14 protein-coding genes and 1 pseudogene are annotated in these 15,876 nt (G+C 69.2%); 4 read left to right on the top strand and 11 right to left on the bottom strand.

Features of this window, described 5'->3' with window-relative positions; all coding sequences use genetic code 11:
- Window positions 1-984: 984 nt before the first annotated feature.
- The 6 genes and pseudogenes from ACWFQ8_RS32620 to ACWFQ8_RS32595 all read right to left on the bottom strand — a co-directional run bounded on the left by ACWFQ8_RS32620 (window position 985) and on the right by ACWFQ8_RS32595 (window position 5,597).
- Entirely contained in the window at window positions 985-1,461 is a 477-nt protein-coding gene (locus ACWFQ8_RS32620) for a DUF721 domain-containing protein (RefSeq protein WP_453789901.1), read from the bottom strand.
- A gap of 425 nt (window positions 1,462-1,886) precedes the next feature.
- Complete coding sequence (locus tag ACWFQ8_RS32615; protein ID WP_453789900.1) at window positions 1,887-2,777, bottom strand: DUF1206 domain-containing protein; 891 nt, start codon at window positions 2,775-2,777, stop codon at window positions 1,887-1,889.
- Between the two features lie 608 nt (window positions 2,778-3,385).
- On the bottom strand, window positions 3,386-3,670 hold the full coding sequence (locus tag ACWFQ8_RS32610; protein ID WP_453789899.1) for a chaplin: 285 nt from the start codon (window positions 3,668-3,670) through the stop codon (window positions 3,386-3,388).
- A gap of 524 nt (window positions 3,671-4,194) precedes the next feature.
- Complete coding sequence (locus ACWFQ8_RS32605; protein ID WP_453789898.1) at window positions 4,195-4,350, bottom strand: hypothetical protein; 156 nt, start codon at window positions 4,348-4,350, stop codon at window positions 4,195-4,197.
- A gap of 124 nt (window positions 4,351-4,474) precedes the next feature.
- Window positions 4,475-4,933 (bottom strand): annotated as a pseudogene (locus ACWFQ8_RS32600) (transposase); the annotation flags it as partial.
- A gap of 67 nt (window positions 4,934-5,000) precedes the next feature.
- Entirely contained in the window at window positions 5,001-5,597 is a 597-nt protein-coding gene (locus ACWFQ8_RS32595) for an isochorismatase family protein (RefSeq protein WP_453789897.1), read from the bottom strand.
- Window positions 5,598-6,529: 932 nt separating this feature from the next.
- Between ACWFQ8_RS32595 and ACWFQ8_RS32590 the strand changes: the two genes are divergently transcribed.
- Together ACWFQ8_RS32590 and ACWFQ8_RS32585 are read left to right on the top strand one after the other, a co-directional pair.
- Complete coding sequence (locus ACWFQ8_RS32590; protein WP_453789896.1) at window positions 6,530-7,414, top strand: hypothetical protein; 885 nt, start codon at window positions 6,530-6,532, stop codon at window positions 7,412-7,414.
- Between the two features lie 41 nt (window positions 7,415-7,455).
- A complete protein-coding gene (locus tag ACWFQ8_RS32585; protein ID WP_453789895.1) occupies window positions 7,456-8,460 on the top strand; it encodes a TauD/TfdA family dioxygenase in 1,005 nt (334 codons plus the stop codon).
- Window positions 8,461-8,495: 35 nt separating this feature from the next.
- Here the strand turns inward: ACWFQ8_RS32585 and ACWFQ8_RS32580 are convergent, their stop codons facing one another.
- The 5 genes from ACWFQ8_RS32580 to ACWFQ8_RS32560 all read right to left on the bottom strand — a co-directional run bounded on the left by ACWFQ8_RS32580 (window position 8,496) and on the right by ACWFQ8_RS32560 (window position 12,912).
- A complete protein-coding gene (locus tag ACWFQ8_RS32580; protein ID WP_453789894.1) occupies window positions 8,496-9,380 on the bottom strand; it encodes an ABC transporter permease in 885 nt (294 codons plus the stop codon).
- Window positions 9,377-10,006, bottom strand: a complete 630-nt coding sequence (locus ACWFQ8_RS32575; RefSeq protein ID WP_453789893.1) for an ABC transporter ATP-binding protein — start codon at window positions 10,004-10,006, stop codon at window positions 9,377-9,379. Before ACWFQ8_RS32575 ends, ACWFQ8_RS32580 begins: the two co-directional genes overlap by 4 nt.
- 104 nt (window positions 10,007-10,110) lie before the next feature.
- Window positions 10,111-11,376 (bottom strand): cytochrome P450, encoded by a 1,266-nt coding sequence (locus ACWFQ8_RS32570; RefSeq protein ID WP_453789892.1) that lies wholly within the window; start codon window positions 11,374-11,376, stop codon window positions 10,111-10,113.
- 46 nt (window positions 11,377-11,422) lie between these two features.
- Window positions 11,423-12,652 carry a beta-ketoacyl-[acyl-carrier-protein] synthase family protein gene (locus ACWFQ8_RS32565; protein ID WP_453789891.1) on the bottom strand — a complete coding sequence of 410 codons (1,230 nt, stop codon included), beginning with the start codon at window positions 12,650-12,652 and terminating at the stop codon, window positions 11,423-11,425.
- Window positions 12,643-12,912: an acyl carrier protein gene (locus ACWFQ8_RS32560; protein ID WP_453789890.1), complete on the bottom strand. Its 270-nt coding sequence runs from the start codon at window positions 12,910-12,912 to the stop codon at window positions 12,643-12,645. Before ACWFQ8_RS32560 ends, ACWFQ8_RS32565 begins: the two co-directional genes overlap by 10 nt.
- Window positions 12,913-13,389: 477 nt before the next feature.
- Between ACWFQ8_RS32560 and ACWFQ8_RS32555 the strand changes: the two genes are divergently transcribed.
- Together ACWFQ8_RS32555 and ACWFQ8_RS32550 are read left to right on the top strand one after the other, a co-directional pair.
- Window positions 13,390-14,286: an alpha/beta fold hydrolase gene (locus ACWFQ8_RS32555; RefSeq protein WP_453789889.1), complete on the top strand. Its 897-nt coding sequence runs from the start codon at window positions 13,390-13,392 to the stop codon at window positions 14,284-14,286.
- A 225-nt stretch (window positions 14,287-14,511) separates the two neighbouring features.
- Window positions 14,512-15,654, top strand: a complete 1,143-nt coding sequence (locus ACWFQ8_RS32550) for a magnesium and cobalt transport protein CorA (protein ID WP_453789888.1) — start codon at window positions 14,512-14,514, stop codon at window positions 15,652-15,654.
- Window positions 15,655-15,876: the final 222 nt, after the last annotated feature.

Genomic DNA, 15,876 nt, shown 5'->3' with positions numbered 1-15,876 from the left:
ACACCACTCTCGGCGAGCGCCTGTTGACCACCGCCGAGGCCGCGCGCAAGCGCCTGGGCCGGTACTCCGGGCCGGGCGCGGAACTGATCAGACCCATCTCCTCGCGCTGAACCGCCGTACACCACCTGTTCCCCACCCCCGCCGTGAGGATCCCAGGGCGGCTCGCCGCGCCCTGAGGCGGCCTTGCCGGTAATTCCGCCTGTTCAAGTGTCGCGTTTTGCTTGACCTTAGAAGTCCACCCTGTCACCCCATGGTCGCGAGGTGACCGGCCTCGCGGGCTAACGTCGTGAGCGTCACCCGTTGATAGGGCTTAACCTCACACAGACTGCTTTTACCACTGTGACTGACCGTATCCAGCGCCTCCGACACGCCCGCAGTCCTCCGCCAGCTGGAGCAACATGTGTGAGAGCGGTCGCGCGTGCGGCAATACATGCGATATGAACCACATAAGGTGGCGAAACCTACGCCCGGCGTATCATGTCCATGCATCGCAGTCCCCGACCGCTCGACTGGAGCGAAAAAACTTGCTCCTTCATGCGACTTCCGTCCTTATCGCGATCTTAGCGCTGAGCCTTTCATTCTGGAGCATTCGCCAAGCTCAGGATATCAGGAAGCCGCCGATGCGGCAGCGGAAAGAGAACAAGCAGAGCAAGTTGCTGTATATGCATCGGGAAATGGTGCTGAAGCATTCCTCTCTGTCGAAAATCGGAGCGAGGGGGCGATCACGGGAGTCGCAGTCGCATTCCATAAAGGCTACTTCGTTACCGCCCACACCATCCCTTCATGCAACGCTTTCAAGATCCCCGCGAATCCGCTTTCCGCTTGGGGGACGCAAATTAAATTGCAGCCCCCAGTGCAGGTTACTTCACCGATGTTAGCGGCAACCGCTGGACAACATCCCTGCAAGGAAGGGCGCGATCCCAATCTAAGACGCCAGAAGGGACGCCTTCCCTTGAATCCTGCCAGGAATTTGAGCACGATCCTTCATCCCTCGTTGACCGTGGGGCCACTGCCATACGGATGCGGGTGAAGTGATGCTCGCAGAGATGGAATGAGGTAAAGACACGGATATTGGTGGGCCCTCCGGCGGGGTCCGTCGCTGCACCGGAACGGGGGGCGGCGTGATGATGTCGGGGCGGCGTCGGCCCGGCCGGGCGCGGGTGCCGTCCGCGGCGGCAGGATCCGCAGGGCGCGCACGACCGTACGGCCGGTCGCAACGTTGGCGGCCGCGATGACCCGGGCCTGTTCCAGGCGCGCCTTCGTTGCCCAGGCCGACGATGCCGGGCACATGGTGAGCCGGCCGGATTCCGGGTCGAAGCCCACGGCGATGACGTGCCCGGCGAGGTCGGGGGCGATGGCGGCCCACCGCTCGCACAGGGAGGCGCCGGCGCCGGGAGCGTCCAGGCACGCCCCAGCGGCCGGCCGACGCCTGCCGAGTGCTCGACGGCCATCGACCAGCAACCTGCGACCGCCCTCGGCTTCGGAGATCCGACGGCCGGACGAGCCTTCTGCGTGCGGTCACGCAGCACTCACGACATCGCGATCCTGCGAGTGATCACCGTGGCCGACAACGGTCCGGTGACGGTCTCGATGGACTACTACCGCAACGACGACTGACTGCCGTGCGGCACCGTTCGTACCGAGTCCTCGCTGACCTCACTCTGATCGCCGTGACGGGTGTCACCGTGCTGGTCCTGATCGGCTGGGTCGACAGCTGGGGCGTCGAAACCTGGCCCGTCAGTGCATCGGCGGGCCGTATTGCGGTGGCCGGTCGCTGTGACCGCTGTCATCGCGACCGAAGGGCCGATGTCGTGGCTGAGCCCCCCGGCCCCGTGGTGCACGGGGCGGTCGGCAGGGTACGGGCGGGAACGGCGCGAGCAGGACGGTCAGCCGGCATCGCGGCTGATCGGCCGCTCTGCCGAGGCGTCGTGTTCAGGGGCTTTACGCCAGCGGGCCTCGCAGAACGAGTAGAGGCCGAACAGCAGAAGGCCCACCGCCGCGGCGATCAGCAGCACCGGCCCGGCCGGCGTATCAGCGAACGAACGCAACGTCTCGTCCAAGCCCTTTGCCTCGCTGGCGTCGAAGCGCACCGCGGCCAGGAGAACGAACAGGCCGGTCGCCACCGCTACCACTCCGCACGCCACGCCGCCGATGATGCCCAGCGCCGCGACGACGCGCCGCGTCGTCCGGCTCATCCGGTCCGTACGGAGGTTCTTCTCGAACTTGCGCATCAGGCTGCGCACCACGATCACCACGCCCACGATGGCCAGCGCGGCCCCGAACACGCCGACGAGTACCCGGCCATAGGGCCATTCCAGCACGCGCGCGGTGTAGTCCTTCGACGCCTGGTCACCGGCGCGGGTTCCGCCGGACCCGCCGACCAGCGCGGTCTGCACCACGCCGACACAGATCACCAGGTAGAAGACGGCCAGCCCCAGGGAGCCCAGGCGCCGGGTCAACTTGTCACCGCCTTCCGTCGCCTGCCCGAAGGCGGCCTCGGAAAGGCGCCACAGCGCCATCGCCGCCAGCCCCACCACCAGCGCCCACAGCAGCACCTGGCCGTAGGGCTGCTCGCCGATGGTCCGCACCGCCCCGGACCGGTCGGCCTCCTTGCCGCTGCCGCCGCCGAAACCGATCCGCACGGCGAGGAGACCCACCAGAACGTAGATCACTCCCCGGGCGCAGAGCCCGACCCGGGACGCGACCTCCATGGCGCGGCTGTCGGCCACACGCTGCCCCGGCGTCTTGGCCTGGGCGGCATCCTTCTCGGTCGCCATACCCGACACCTCTCCGTGCGCGGACGCAATGGCACCCAGTCACAGCCGCTACCTCCACCATGGCACCAAGCGGCGCACCCGACCAGCGCGGTCCGTCGCTTCCAGAAGAGATCGGCCGCCGCGCCATCAAGCCCCGCGATGTGCGGGACCTGTGCGCCCTCTACGGAGTCTCCGACCCGCAGGTCGTCCACGCGTTGATGCGGATGGCCACGGAATGCGAGCGGCAGGGCGATCCCTCAGGCGACCCCTGCGGAGTGCTGGTCGGCCGCGGCTATGGTCGGGCGCGGTCCGCGCCGATAAGGCGTGCGCGGGCAGGCCCGGTGCCCAGAGCTCTCTGGCGGCAGTAGCACCGGGCCGCCCCACCACCCACCGCGACCGAGGTCCGGTCGCGCGGACCGGGAGGAGCGGAACCCGCTCCCCGCGGCCTGGCCTGGCTCGGCTGGCTGGCTGGCTGGCTGGCTGCACGAGCTGGCCCCGTCATGAGAACGGCCTCCCCTCGGAGGATGGGGGGAGGCCGTTCTACACCGGGCTGTGCGCTGCGGCTGGTTCAGATGACTGCGCTGGATGTGCCCGCGCGACGAGCGCGCCGGATCCAGGACTTGGTGCTGTCAGTACTTGCCGTGGTGGTCGGCCTTGTGGTGCCCGTCCGAGCCGCCGTTGTTGATGCAGGTGTTGCCGAAGGCCGGGTTGAGGGCACCGACGATGTTGACAGTGTTGCCGCAGAGGTTGACCGGGATGTGGATGGGCACCTGGACGACGTTGCCGGACAGGACACCCGGGGAGCCGATGGCAGCGCCCTCTGCCGTGGCGTCGGCGGCGGCCATGCCGGCCCCGCCTGCCAGGACGGCACCAGTGGCGACGGTAACGGATACGGCCTTGGCGAAACGGAACATCAAGATCTCCTTGAACTCACTCTGCCGCGGGGAAGTACGGCACGGACGACGTCCCCCACAACGGCCGAGCCGCCCACACGTCACGGGTAATGGGCCGAACCGGTGAACGTCCGCTCAGCCTGACCCAGGCCGCGACCGCCCGAGCCTGCATCCGCGCCGACATCGCCCTGCGGGCCTGGCTGCGCGGGCAGGGCGTCGAACAGTGACCATGGACGCCTCCGGCCTGCTCCACCTCCTGGACCGGCACCGGCGCGCGGAGGCCTCGGCCTGCGCGTCCTGGCCGTCGGCCGGCAGCCCAGCCCCAGCCCCAGCCCCAGCCCCAGCCCCAGCTCATGGCCCAGGTCGCCGGCATTCCCGGGCGCGACTCCCCCACCCACCGGAGAGCGCTATGCCGTAGCCGGGTTCCGCCGTCTCGTCGAGCAACGCGCACAACGCGCCCTGGGCGCGGACTTCCGTGCCGACTCGCTGCCCGCAGAGCAGGTGCACGAGCGGCCACGACCTGAGCCTGAGCGTTGGGGTGACCGTCACCCTGCGGCTGCGCCCGGGCCTCCACCCAACCCGGGCACGTCATCGACGGACGCGTCCAGGCGCAGGCGTACGTACCGGATCGGGTGCCGGTAGACGCCACCGCGGTCGCCGGAGGTGTCGGCGCTGATCTCCGCGACGAGATCGGGCCGCACCAGGGCGTTGTCGAGGACGTCGCGAGTGCCCCGGGCCGAGGTGAACTTCGCACTGGTCCATGGATAGCCAGAGCTAGGTTCTGTCCCTTCGGTCAGTGTCGGGTTCAGATGAGGATGCCAGCGAGGTGGAGTGCGGCCTGGTAGCGAGTTTGTCGGTTCGTGTGGCCAGGCCGCGCCGCTGTTGGTCCATCACGGTCTCGAAGGCCGGTACGTCACCGGGCCCGGCCGTCGGCCGCCAAATGGACCTTGGTGCTCAGGCCGCCGCGGGAGCGTCCGAGGGCGTGATCGACCGGCTCCCGGCGTCCCGCTGCCCCCTTTGAGCGCTCCGGCGGCGTGCTGGTGAGCCCGGCGACGGTGGAGTCGACCGACACGGTCCAGTCGATGTCGTCGGCGGTGTCCGCCGCGGCCAGAACAGAGGCCAGGATTTGTTCCAGGTGCCGTCGCCGAGCTCGCCCGGCAGGTCGCGCCAGGGCGAGTTGGTGCGGTACATCCAGGCGATGGCTTCCAGAGTGCGACGGTGGTCGGCCCACCGTCGTCCACGGACCGGATCGGCCGGCATCAGCGGCTCGATCCGTTCCCACATCGCATTAGTGATCACTCATCGGACAGCCACATCCGATCAACTGACCAACCCACCAAGGAGACACGCGCTAGCTGGGCACCGGTGTCTGGCCGGATGTCTCGATGCCTGCCTGGCGGAAGTCGTCCAGGGTGGAGGCGATGGTCTCGGGGGCGACGCCGACCGAGTAGTCCAGGCGTACCCGGGTGTTGAATCCCGCCGCGGCGGCGTCCAGGGCGGTGGCGCGCACGCAATGGTCGGTCGCGATGCCCACCACGTCGACGTCCCTCACCCCGCGGGCGCGCAGCCAGTCGGCGAGGGACGTTCCTTCGGCGTCGGCGCCTTCGAAGCCGCTCTTGGAGGCGCTGTGGGCGCCCTTGAAGAAGACGGCATGGACCTTGCCGTCGGCCGCGGTGGGAGCGAAATTCGGGTGGAACTCGCCGCCCTCGTCTCCCGCCACGCAGTGCACGGGGAAGCTGTCCTTGAAGTCCGGGCTGGAGGAGAAGTGGCTGCCCGGGTCGATGTGATGGTCCCGGGTGGCCACCACGTACTGGTAGTCACCGCCCGCGGCGCTCTGCTCCACCAGTTCGGCGATCGCGGTGGCGATCTGCGCGCCTCCCGCGACGGGAACGCTGCCTCCCTCACAGAAGTCCTTCTGCACATCCACGACGATCAAGCCTCGGCTCATCAGGAGCACCTCTCAAGACGACGGAACGACTCCCGTCTTCTACCGGTCTCCTCGTCTCCGCCGAAGACGTGGCGACCTGCGCTCACCCGCACAGCCGAGGACGTTCACCGCAGGAACGATTCGCGCCCCGTGAAGGTGAACCTCCGCCCGAGGGCAGCGGCGGGACGGCTCGTAGCACGAGGGCGACTACAGACGTGATCTTGCGGATCCGTCTGCCGGCCCTTGGTGCCGAGAGGTGTGGCGGGAACTGATCGAACAGCGTGAGCAGCCTGTTGTACTGCGCGTATGGCAGATCAGAAACAGTGCACGGTGGTCCGGACCGGACGATACGAGGGTGTCCAGGGCGGCTCGTTCGGCGCGGGAGTCAGCGCCCAGTCGGCGGGAGCGGAGCGACTGTGTCTCCACGGCCGTGACGCAGCCATCCCTCGCCATGCGGGCCGGCTGTTCCTTGCCGCCGCTTCCGCCGAATGTGCCCCCTCGCCTCTGACAGGGGGAGTCCGAAGCGCAGCCTCGTGAAGGCCCGGCGCCAGCACCTGTCGGCCGAGGCGAACAGCCAAGCTCCGGTCTGGATCGGGTCCCTCAAGTTCTCGCATGGCAACTCACGCTTCGCCGGAATTGCCCCCCTCTCTATTTGCGCCGTTCAAGAATGGCGTGGATCGAGGTTTGGGGCGAAGTGTTCATGACCAAGCTCTGTGACTATGGGCTTATCGCTGGTTGCCGGTCATCCTGCTGTCGCTGTCTTTCGCCTGCCCCGAGGCGGGCGGCCCACCCCGGCTCTGGGCTCACGGGTCGATGTTGAGGCGGTGCGAACCGCGCGCGTGCTGGCCGGAGTGGCGACCCATGCCAGACCTGTCGAACGGACACTCATGCTGCGGCACGCCGCCGCTGCTGCTGGTGCATTGGCAACCGCGCTGTCGGAGCAGGCGCCGGCTATGGCCGGTGAAGCACTGCCGGCCGAGTCGACCAGCCAGTCCTTCTTCCGGGTCCGTGAAAAGGAACTGTCCGACCAGCAGGCCGCGCTGCACAGCGTCCTGGTCATCCACCGCGGCCTTCAAGACCTCTGTGACGCTCCCCTGTCGGGCGGAGACCTGGCACTGGAGCTGGCCGGGATGCGCCGAGCGGTAGGCGACCTCACCGGCGCGAAACCGGGCACCGGCCATGACTTCGACCCACCTGTCGCCGTTCCTGAGCCGGGTACGAAGGCGTCGCTGGAGGACGCGTGGAACGCTCGGTGGCTCATCGGCCACCAGGTCCACGTCCTGTTCAACATCTGCGCCGCGGTCGCCGTGGCCGACGCCGCCGACCACCTGCGCCACGGCGACAGCGACGCCGCGCTGCTGCGGCTGGCAGACGCGACGGTGTACGTGCGCGGTTTCCCGGCGGCCATGACCCACGCCAGTACGATCCCGGCCGACTACTACATGGCGGCGATACGCCAGACCATGGCACCTCCGTCGGTGGACATGCCGTTGAGCGGCCGCCAGCACCGCGGATACAAGCTGTTCCGGGCGGCGATGAGAGACCTGCTGTCCATCGTTCCCGACTCCTACGAGGATTTGGCGGCCCGCGCCCCGGAGCTGGCCGAGGGGCGGGGCGCACTCCTGGAAGCCGACATCGTCGATGGTGAACGCCACGTCACCCTCGCGTACTCGATGGTGCATCTGCATCGTTCCATCGCCCAGCAACCCGAAGGGCCCGACAACGCCGTCGCCGAACTGCGGCTCATGCGACATCGACGCGCTGCCCAGTACGCCTCCCTGATCCGATTCGGGGACCACTACATCGCCGACGCCGTGGCCGGCCTGCGCCACACATGAGCCCGAGCGTGCGCCGCCCACATCCCCGGCAGGAGACCTCGATGGCCCCGACGACGCCCGACACCAGCCACAGCAGCGGCCTCGGCCGGGAGCTTGACCGGGCGGATACCGATGCGTGCGAGCGATTGGCCCGCACCTTGTGCACCGGCGGGAACGACCAGGTCGACAGCCCCGAGTGGGTGGCGCTGGCCCGGGACGCCTGGGAGGACCTTCCGACAGGGCTACGCCGCGAGGTGCGCCGGTTTCGAAGGCACTCCGGTCCGACGGGCACCTTGGTGATCGGCGGCATACCCGTCGATCAGGCGGCCCTGCCCCCGACACCGACCGTACCCGGCTCGGTCCAACGCAACGCCACCATCGCGGCCGCAATGCTCACCATGGTGGCCTGCGGACTCGGGGAGCCCCTCGCCTACCTGGCTGAGAAGTCCGGCGCCCTCGTGCAGGACGTGGTACCCGTGCCGGGGCAGGAGACCTTCCACGGCAACGCAGGATCGGTTCCGCTGTCCTTCCACACCGAGAACGGCTTCCACCCCCACCCACCCGACTATGTGATCTTCCTGTGCCTGCGCGCCGACCACGACCGGATCGCCGGCATGCGCATCGCCGGCATCCGCCAAGCACTGACGCTCCTCACCCCGGCCGGCCGCCAGGCCCTGTTCACACCGGAGTTCACCACCACCCCACCCCCCTCTTTCAACCCCGACGCCGCCACGAGCAACGCAGCCGTCAAGCCGCGACCGGTGCTTTCCGGAGCAACGGAGGACCCCGACATACGCATGGCGCAACTCGTCACCACCCCGCTCACCCCCCGAGCCGCCGCAGCGCTGAGTGAATTCGGCCGCGCCTGCGAGGCAACCGCCCACACCCTGCGCCTGACACCCGGCGACCTCGTCATCATCGACAACCGCGTCACCGTCCACGGACGCACCGCCTTCCACCCCCGCTACGACGGAGCAGACCGCTGGCTGCAACGCACCTACGTCACCACCGACCTGCGCCGCTCCCGCGACCACCGCCCCCACGACGGCCACATGCTCGCCCGGTGACCCATCCCCCGGAACACCAAGACCCGCGGGGTGGGTTAGGGCGTGGGGGAAGGTGCTGGTGATCGCTTCGGGGTCGCAGGGACATCGCTCTCTTGCGGGGGCACACCGGGACCTGCTTGGGCGGGCCGCGCGTCGTTGCTCCGTGGGATGGCGTTGCGGGTGCGCCGGTGGAAGGTGAGCAGGGCCAGGAGGGCGGTCACGCTGAACCAGAGGCCTTGTAGGGCGAGGTAGGTGGGGGTGTGGGCGGTGGAGAAGGCGCTCGCGGTGGCGGTCTGGATGGCGCCGTGGGAGGGCAGGTAGTGCACGAGGGGGCTCTCGGCGCTGGAGCTGCGGGTGGGGTTTTGCAGGGTGATGTCGACGACGCTGGTCATCGCGATGGCGAACATGCCCTCGACCTCGCGGCGCAGGACGGATCCGAAGACGACGCCGAGGGCGCCGTAGGTCATGGCGCTGCTGAACAGCGCGGTGGCGAGTTGCAGGGGCTGCTTGGGCGACCATGCCGTGCAGATGACGGTGGTGGCGTAGGCGGCGACGAGGACCGAGGCCAGGGTGAGGGTGGCGGCTTTGGCCAGGACGAGGTGGGCGCGGGGATAGCCGGCCAGGGCGAGGCGTTTGTCGAAGCGTCCCCCGGTGAAGGTGGCGGCGAACATCATGAACCCGGTGATCAGGGCGACGACGTTCAGCGCGCCGGTGAGTTGCGTCATCTGATTCCCGGCCGGGGAGAGGAGTTGGCCGGTGGCGCGCAGGTGGAAGGGGATGGCGGTCCTGGGGATGACGAGGTAGGCCAGGATGGTCCAGGTGGGGACAAAGGCGACGACCAGGAGCATGGCGAATGTGTTGCGGGAGTGCTCGATCAGGTTGTAGCGGACGGCGGTAGTCAACCAGACCAGGTGCCTCCTGGCGCTGTTGCTCGTACTCATACCGCTGTTCCTTCGGGGGCGTGTGCGGGAGCGGAGTCGTGGGGGTGGAGGCGGCCGGCGTCCAGTCGGTAGAGCTGGTCCAGGCGTTCGGCGTCATAGGCCAGATGAGAGACGACCAGCACCGAGCGCCCTTCGTCGCGCAGGTGGCCGGCGAGTTCCCAGAAGCGTTGGTAGGTGTCCCAGTCGAAGCCCTGGTAGGGCTCGTCCAGCAGTAGCACCCGCGGGTCGTGCATGAGGGCGAGGGTGAGGTTCAGCTTCTGGCGGGTGCCGCCGCTGAGGACCCCGGTGCGGGTGTCTGCGTACTCGGTGAACCGGAGCGCCGCCATCGTCTCTTCGGCACGTCGCAGGTCATCCAGTCCGTAGGCGGTCTTGAAGAATTCCAGGTGCTGGCGGACCGTCAGCGCGTCGTTGAGCACCACGTCCTGAGGGCAGTACCCGAATCTGCCGCGGTGGGTCACGGTGCCGCGGGTGGGGCGCAGTTCACCGGAGAGGATCTTCAGCAGGGTCGACTTTCCCGCGCCGTTTTCCCCAACGATCCCGGCCAGGACGCCGGGGGGAAGGTCAAGATCGACGCCGCGTAGCACAGCACGTCGGCGGTAGGCGTGGAACAAGCCTGTGACCTGCATGATGTTCCTTTCTGGGCGGGGTGACTCGGGCTGGGGCGGCACCCGCCCTGCTGTCCGGCGGGACCGGTCGGGTCACCGATCCGTGCAAGGGCAGCGGTGGGCGATCAGTGGGTGAGTGCTGCGGGTCGCCGGGTGACCGGGAGGGTCAGGAAGGTCCGCAGGTTGAGTCCCGGTGCTCGGGTGGCCGGTCCGGCTGTGCGCAGGGTGGGGAAGCGGCGCAGGAGCTCGGGGAGGAACTCGGCGGCGTTCAGGCGGGCCAGGGGCGCGCCGAGGCAGTAGTGGATTCCGGCGCCGAAAGCGAGGTTGCGTTGCGGGGAGCGCTGGAAGTCCAGGGTGTGGGGGTTGGGGAAGTGTGCGGGGTCGCGGTTGGCGGCGGCGATGAGGGCGTGGACGAGGGTGCCGGCCGCGATGGGGGTGCCGGCCAGCGTGGTGTCCTGGGTGGGGATGCGGACGGCGTTCTGGACGGATGGGTCCCAGCGGGTGAGTTCCTCGATGGCCTGGGGCAGGGCTTCGGGATGGTCAGTCAGCCACCGTGCCTGGTTGGGGTGTTGCTCGAAGGCTTGGACGGCGGTGGCGAACAGGGACGAGGTGGTCTCGGCGCCGGCGCCGACGAGGAAGACGATGTGGGTGGCCAGCTCGTCGCGGGAGACATGCGCGGTGCCGGGGCTGTCGTGTGTGAGCCAGCGGGAGAGCAGGTCGGCGCCCGGTGTGCGCACGCGTTCGCCGAGGAGGGTCATCACGTAGGCGTGGAACTCGGCGGCCGCCGCGTCGGCGACCGCCGTCTGGACGGGGGTGGCGAAGGGTTCGGTCAGTGCCGCGGTGTCGAGGCTGTAGCGAGCCATGAGGGCCTGGTCCTCGGTGGGTAGGCCGAGGATCGCGCACATGACGGCGATGGGCAGGGCGCGGGCGACCGTCTGGATGAAGTCCGCTCGGCCGTGCTCGGTGAGTTCGGCGTCCAGCCGGTCGAGGTGGGTGCGCACGAGCGTGCGGACGGTGGGGCGTAGGCGTTCCAGCGCGGAGGGGGTGAATGCGCCGGCCTGCAGGCGACGCATGTGGCCGTGCCGCGGGGGGTTGAGCCGCGGAAGGGTGAGAAGGACCTTTTCGCTCGGGCCGCCGGTGTCCAGGCCGCGTGCTGTGCGCCACGTGTGGTCGGGCACGTGCCAGATCCGGTCGGTCAGGATCTGCAGGCATGGGGTGTAGCCGGTGACCAGGAACGCGTGCGGACCCAGGCTTACCACCGGCCCAGCGCGGCGAATCTCCTCAAAGAGGGGGAAGGGGTCCTCGCGCCCCTGGCGGGACTGGAGCCGGCGGATGACGCCACGCGGTGCGGGCGGGGCGGCCGAAGGTGCGGCGTCGATGGCGGTGTCCATGGGCGGCATGCTCCTGTCGCACCGGAAATGCCCTTGGCGGTGCGGTCTACGGGTGGGTGAAGGCCAGGACGACGTTGTGACCGCCGAACCCGAAGGAGTTCGACAACGCGGCTCGCACCGGTCGGCGCGAGACGGTCTTGGTCACGAGGTTCAGGTCGATGCCAGGGGCGGGAGTCCGGAGGTTGGCTGTGGGCGGGACCGTGGACTGCTGGATTGCCAAAACCGTCAGGGCCGCCTCTACGGCGCCGGCCGCTCCGAGCAGGTGCCCCAGTACCCCCTTGGTGGAGGTGACCCGTGGCCCGTGGGGCAGCATCTTGCTGATGACCCGTGCTTCGACCTGATCGTTCAGCACGGTCGAGGTGCCATGGGCGTTGACATGATCGATGTCCCCGGCAGTGAGATCCGCATCGTTCAGCGCCGCCGCCATGGCCTGCAAGGCGCCGACACCCTCGGGATGCGGGGTGGTGGGATGGTGGGCTTCGGAGGCCGACCCGCAGCCGGTCAGCAGGGCTCGGGGGCGCCGGCCTCGGGCTGCGGCATGCTCCGCCCGCTCCAGCACGAGCACCGCCGCACCCTCGGCCATCACGAAACCGTCCCGGTCGGCGTCGAACGGCCTGGATGCGGCCGTCGGGTCCTCGCACCGCCGGGAGAGCGCCTCCAGGTTCGCGAACGCCGTCACCGTCAGCGGTGTGTTCGCCGCCTCGGTACCGCCGGTGACGACGATGTCGCACTGCCCGGAGGCGAGGAGGTCGCGAGCCACCGTGATGGCCGTCGCCCCGGACGCGCACGCCGTGGACACCGCCAGGCTCGGCCCTCGCGCCCCCAATGCCAAGGCGATCTCACCTGCGGCGGAGTTCGGCGTCATCATCGGGATCAGCAGCGGAGAGACCCTCTGCGGTCCCTGCGCGAGAAGTCGGGCGTGCTGCTTCTCCCAGGAGGCGACGCCTCCCATGCCGCAGCCGATCACCACACCTACCCGGGGCCCGTCCCAGTCGGCGACGGACAGGCCGGAGTCGGCCAGCGCCTCGTGCGCGGCCACCAGCGCGAGGTGGACGAAGCGGTCCAGCCGGTAGATGTTGCGCCGTCCCACCACGTTGGCATCGAGCTCACCGACGGACGCGCAGAAGTCGACCGGCATGCCCGCAAGCGCGAGATGGGTGGCGGCTGCGGTCGAGCCGCCCTCGCACACTCTGCGCCACGTCGCATCCACGCACGTCCCGGCCGGGGTGACCATCCCCAGCCCGGTCACCGCGATCTGCTCCCTGTTCACGGACATGCCGCAGCCGCCGGCGCCCGCCGAACGTCGATGCCGGCGTCGATCACCGCGACCACCTCGCGCAGCGTCGCGCCCTTGCCCACCTCCTGGCCGGTGACCTCGACCCCGAACTCGTCCTCCACGACGGCGGCGAGCTCGGCCACTGCCAGCGAGTCCAACCCCATGCCGGCCAAGGTCGCCTCGGCCTGGATCAACTCCGGCTCGACCTGGAACGTCTCGTCCAGGATGCCGACCAGCGCGTCGTAGACCGTGCCTGCCATCACTCGCCTTCCGTCTTGTGCCGGCATCCAGGCCGCCACGCACCTTGCGACGTCATCGTCACGCCCCGAGCAACTCCCTGAACGATCAAAGAGACACGGGCGGCAGGGGGCGGAACGCCGCGGGGCGGTCCGGCAACGGCGCGGGGCACGTCCGTGATCACGTCAGGGTGAGGGCCCCTGTCCCTCTGTTGATTCCCGCGAGGACCGCTGCCGGAGGTGTGTGGCGTGCGAGCCTGCGGCTACGCGAGGCAAGAGGGAGTCGCCGGCGCGTTGCGGTCACCTCCAGAGCGTGTTCCTCTGATGATCACAGCCCGCGCGTGACCGCGGGGTCTGCTACAAGGGAGCCCGACAATCCGGCGTCGACAGGTGTCCGCTTCCCCAGTCGACCGGACCTCGCCATAGTCACCGTCCGCCAGGACCCACCCGGATGTGCTGCGGATCCACCGCCCCGTACGCACCACTGCAGGAGGAGCACGCATGGAGCCATGCGACGTCACCACCCGGACGATCCGCAGGCAGGGGCTGGTATTCGAGGTCGAGACCCGAACGAGCCCCACTCCGCGGACCGCTCCCGTCCTCGTCGTCCGTGCGGGTGCCGAAGGCGAGGCCACTGTGCGCCCGCAGGCCGAGGCGCTGCTGCCTGTGGCGGACATCGTGGGAGTACGCATCGCCGGTGTGTCCAGCCCCGGAGCGCTGCCTGCCGACTGTGGACTCGGTGATCTCGCGGACGGCCTCGCCGGCGTTCTGGACGAACTCGAACTGCCGCAGGTCAATGTCTTGGGGACCTCCCACGGAGGGGAGATCGCCTACCGTCTCGCGGTCGGCCACCCCGACCGCGTCGACCGCATCGTCCTGACAGGTGCCAACGGACACCGCCCCCATCTGCCTCCCGGCTTTACCCCCGCCGCGGCTATGGCCCGGGCGAAGAATGACCGCCGGGAGGTGAGTGCGGAAATCGTCGCGTCGGTGCTGTGCCTGGACCCCGACCGGCCCGTGCGAGGACGCCTGGCCTTGCGCTGGCTCCTCAACGACCTCTTCAACGGCGCGGACGACAGCCATCTCCACCTGTGGGCCCGCTGCCTACAGATGCTGTGCGACGCACCCCCACCCACCGGACTGTCAGCCGACCTCCTGCTCGTCACCGGCGAACACGACATCGCCATCCGCCCCGCCGACAGCCGAGCCCTGGCGGCCATGTCATCCCGAGCCGTGTTCGCCACCATCCGGGAAGCCGACCACTGGGTCTTCCTCACCCGCCCCCACGAACACCTCGACCTGACCCGCAGGTTCCTCCTCGACGAGCCCCTGGACCACCTGCCCTACCTCGCCGCGCTCGAACACCGGGCCTCCCCCGCGCGCGGGGGGCTGCGGTGACGGGTCCGGAGCGTTCATGCGGCGGGTATACCCTGCTGAGTGGCCCCATCCCGCACGCGTCCGGAAGGCAGGTGAGATCCACGATGTGTGGTGAACCTCCCAGTCGTGCGCCGCGAGACGCTGCCGTGTCCGGCTCGTAGCCGGACCCGCAGGCGGCGTCTGCGGCGTGCCCTCGCGCATCCCCTACGCCTTCTTCCACTTCCTGCCTGCGGAAGGACTCCTGCCGTGTCCGAGCGTCGCCTGCGTGCCCTGCGCGCGTTCAAGCCCGCCAAGCGCCCCGCCGCCCCGGAATCCTCCCCTGCCCAGCCGTCCGGGCCGGCCGCCCCCGCGGAGGAGCAGTCCCGAGGCAACAGTGTGATCACTGCCGCGCTGTACCACGACGGGGTGCGCTCCAGCACTCATGACTCGCTCGCCGAGACCTTCGCCAGGCTCCGCGAGGCAGACGGCGGCATGGCCTGGATCGGTCTGCACCGGCCCACCGAGGTCGAGCTGCTGTCCGTCGCCGACGAGTTCGACCTGCACCCCCTCGCCGTCGAGGACGCCCTGGAGGCCCACCAGCGGCCGAAGCTGGAGCGCTACGGCGACACCCTGTTCGTCGTCCTGCGCGCCGCCCGCTACCTGGACGCCGCCGAAGAGGTCGACTTCGGCGAGCTGCACGTCTTCGTCGGACCCGACTTCGTCATCACCGTCCGCCACGGCGCCGCTCCCGACCTGGCCGCGGTACGCCGCCGCATGGAGCACACGCCGGATCTCCTCAAGCGCGGTCCCGAGGCCGTGCTGTACGCGATCCTCGATGCCGTCGTCGACGGCTACGCCCCCGTCGTCGCCGGCGTGGAGAACGACGTGGACGAGATCGAGACCGAGGTCTTCCGCGGCGATCCCAAGGTCTCGCGCCGCATCTACGAACTCTCCCGCGAGGTGGTCGAGTTCGCCCGCGCCACCCGCCCGCTGACCCGGATCCTCGAAGGACTCTCAGCCGGGTTCGAGAAGTACGGCATCGACGAGGAGCTGCGCCGCTACCTGCGCGATGTCGCCGACCACGCCACCCACGTCACCGAACGCGTCGACGGCTTCCGCCTCGCCCTCCAGGACATCCTCGCCGTGAACGCCACCCTGGTCACGCAGCAGCAGAACGAGGAGATGAAGCAGCTGGCCCAGGCCGGCCACGCGCAGAACGAGGAGATCAAGAAGATCTCCTCGTGGGCGGCCATCCTCTTCGCACCCACACTCGTGGGAACCATCTACGGCATGAACTTCGAGACCATGCCCGAACTCCAGTGGGCAGCGGGCTACCCCTTCGCAATCCTGCTGATGGCAGTGGTCTGCGTCAGCCTGTACGTCATCTTCAAGAAGCGCGACTGGCTGTAGGTAGCTCAACAACGATCTTGATCGACTTAACGTGTGCGAATGATCGATAGCCATCCTCTTCAGCCCCTGGGGAGAATCTGGGGAGAATGCGCGGCGCAGGAGATCGGCGGCACCCAGAACTTGCCTCTTAGACCGTGTCCTATGTGGTGAGGCGGACGAGGCGTTTGTAGCAGCAGATGGCGGCGGCGAGTCCGAGGAAGGCCAGGTAGTTGCGGGGGTGGC

Source organism: Streptomyces sp. NPDC055254 (assembly GCF_053606025.1).
This window is presented reverse-complemented; position numbering and strand designations above follow the sequence as displayed.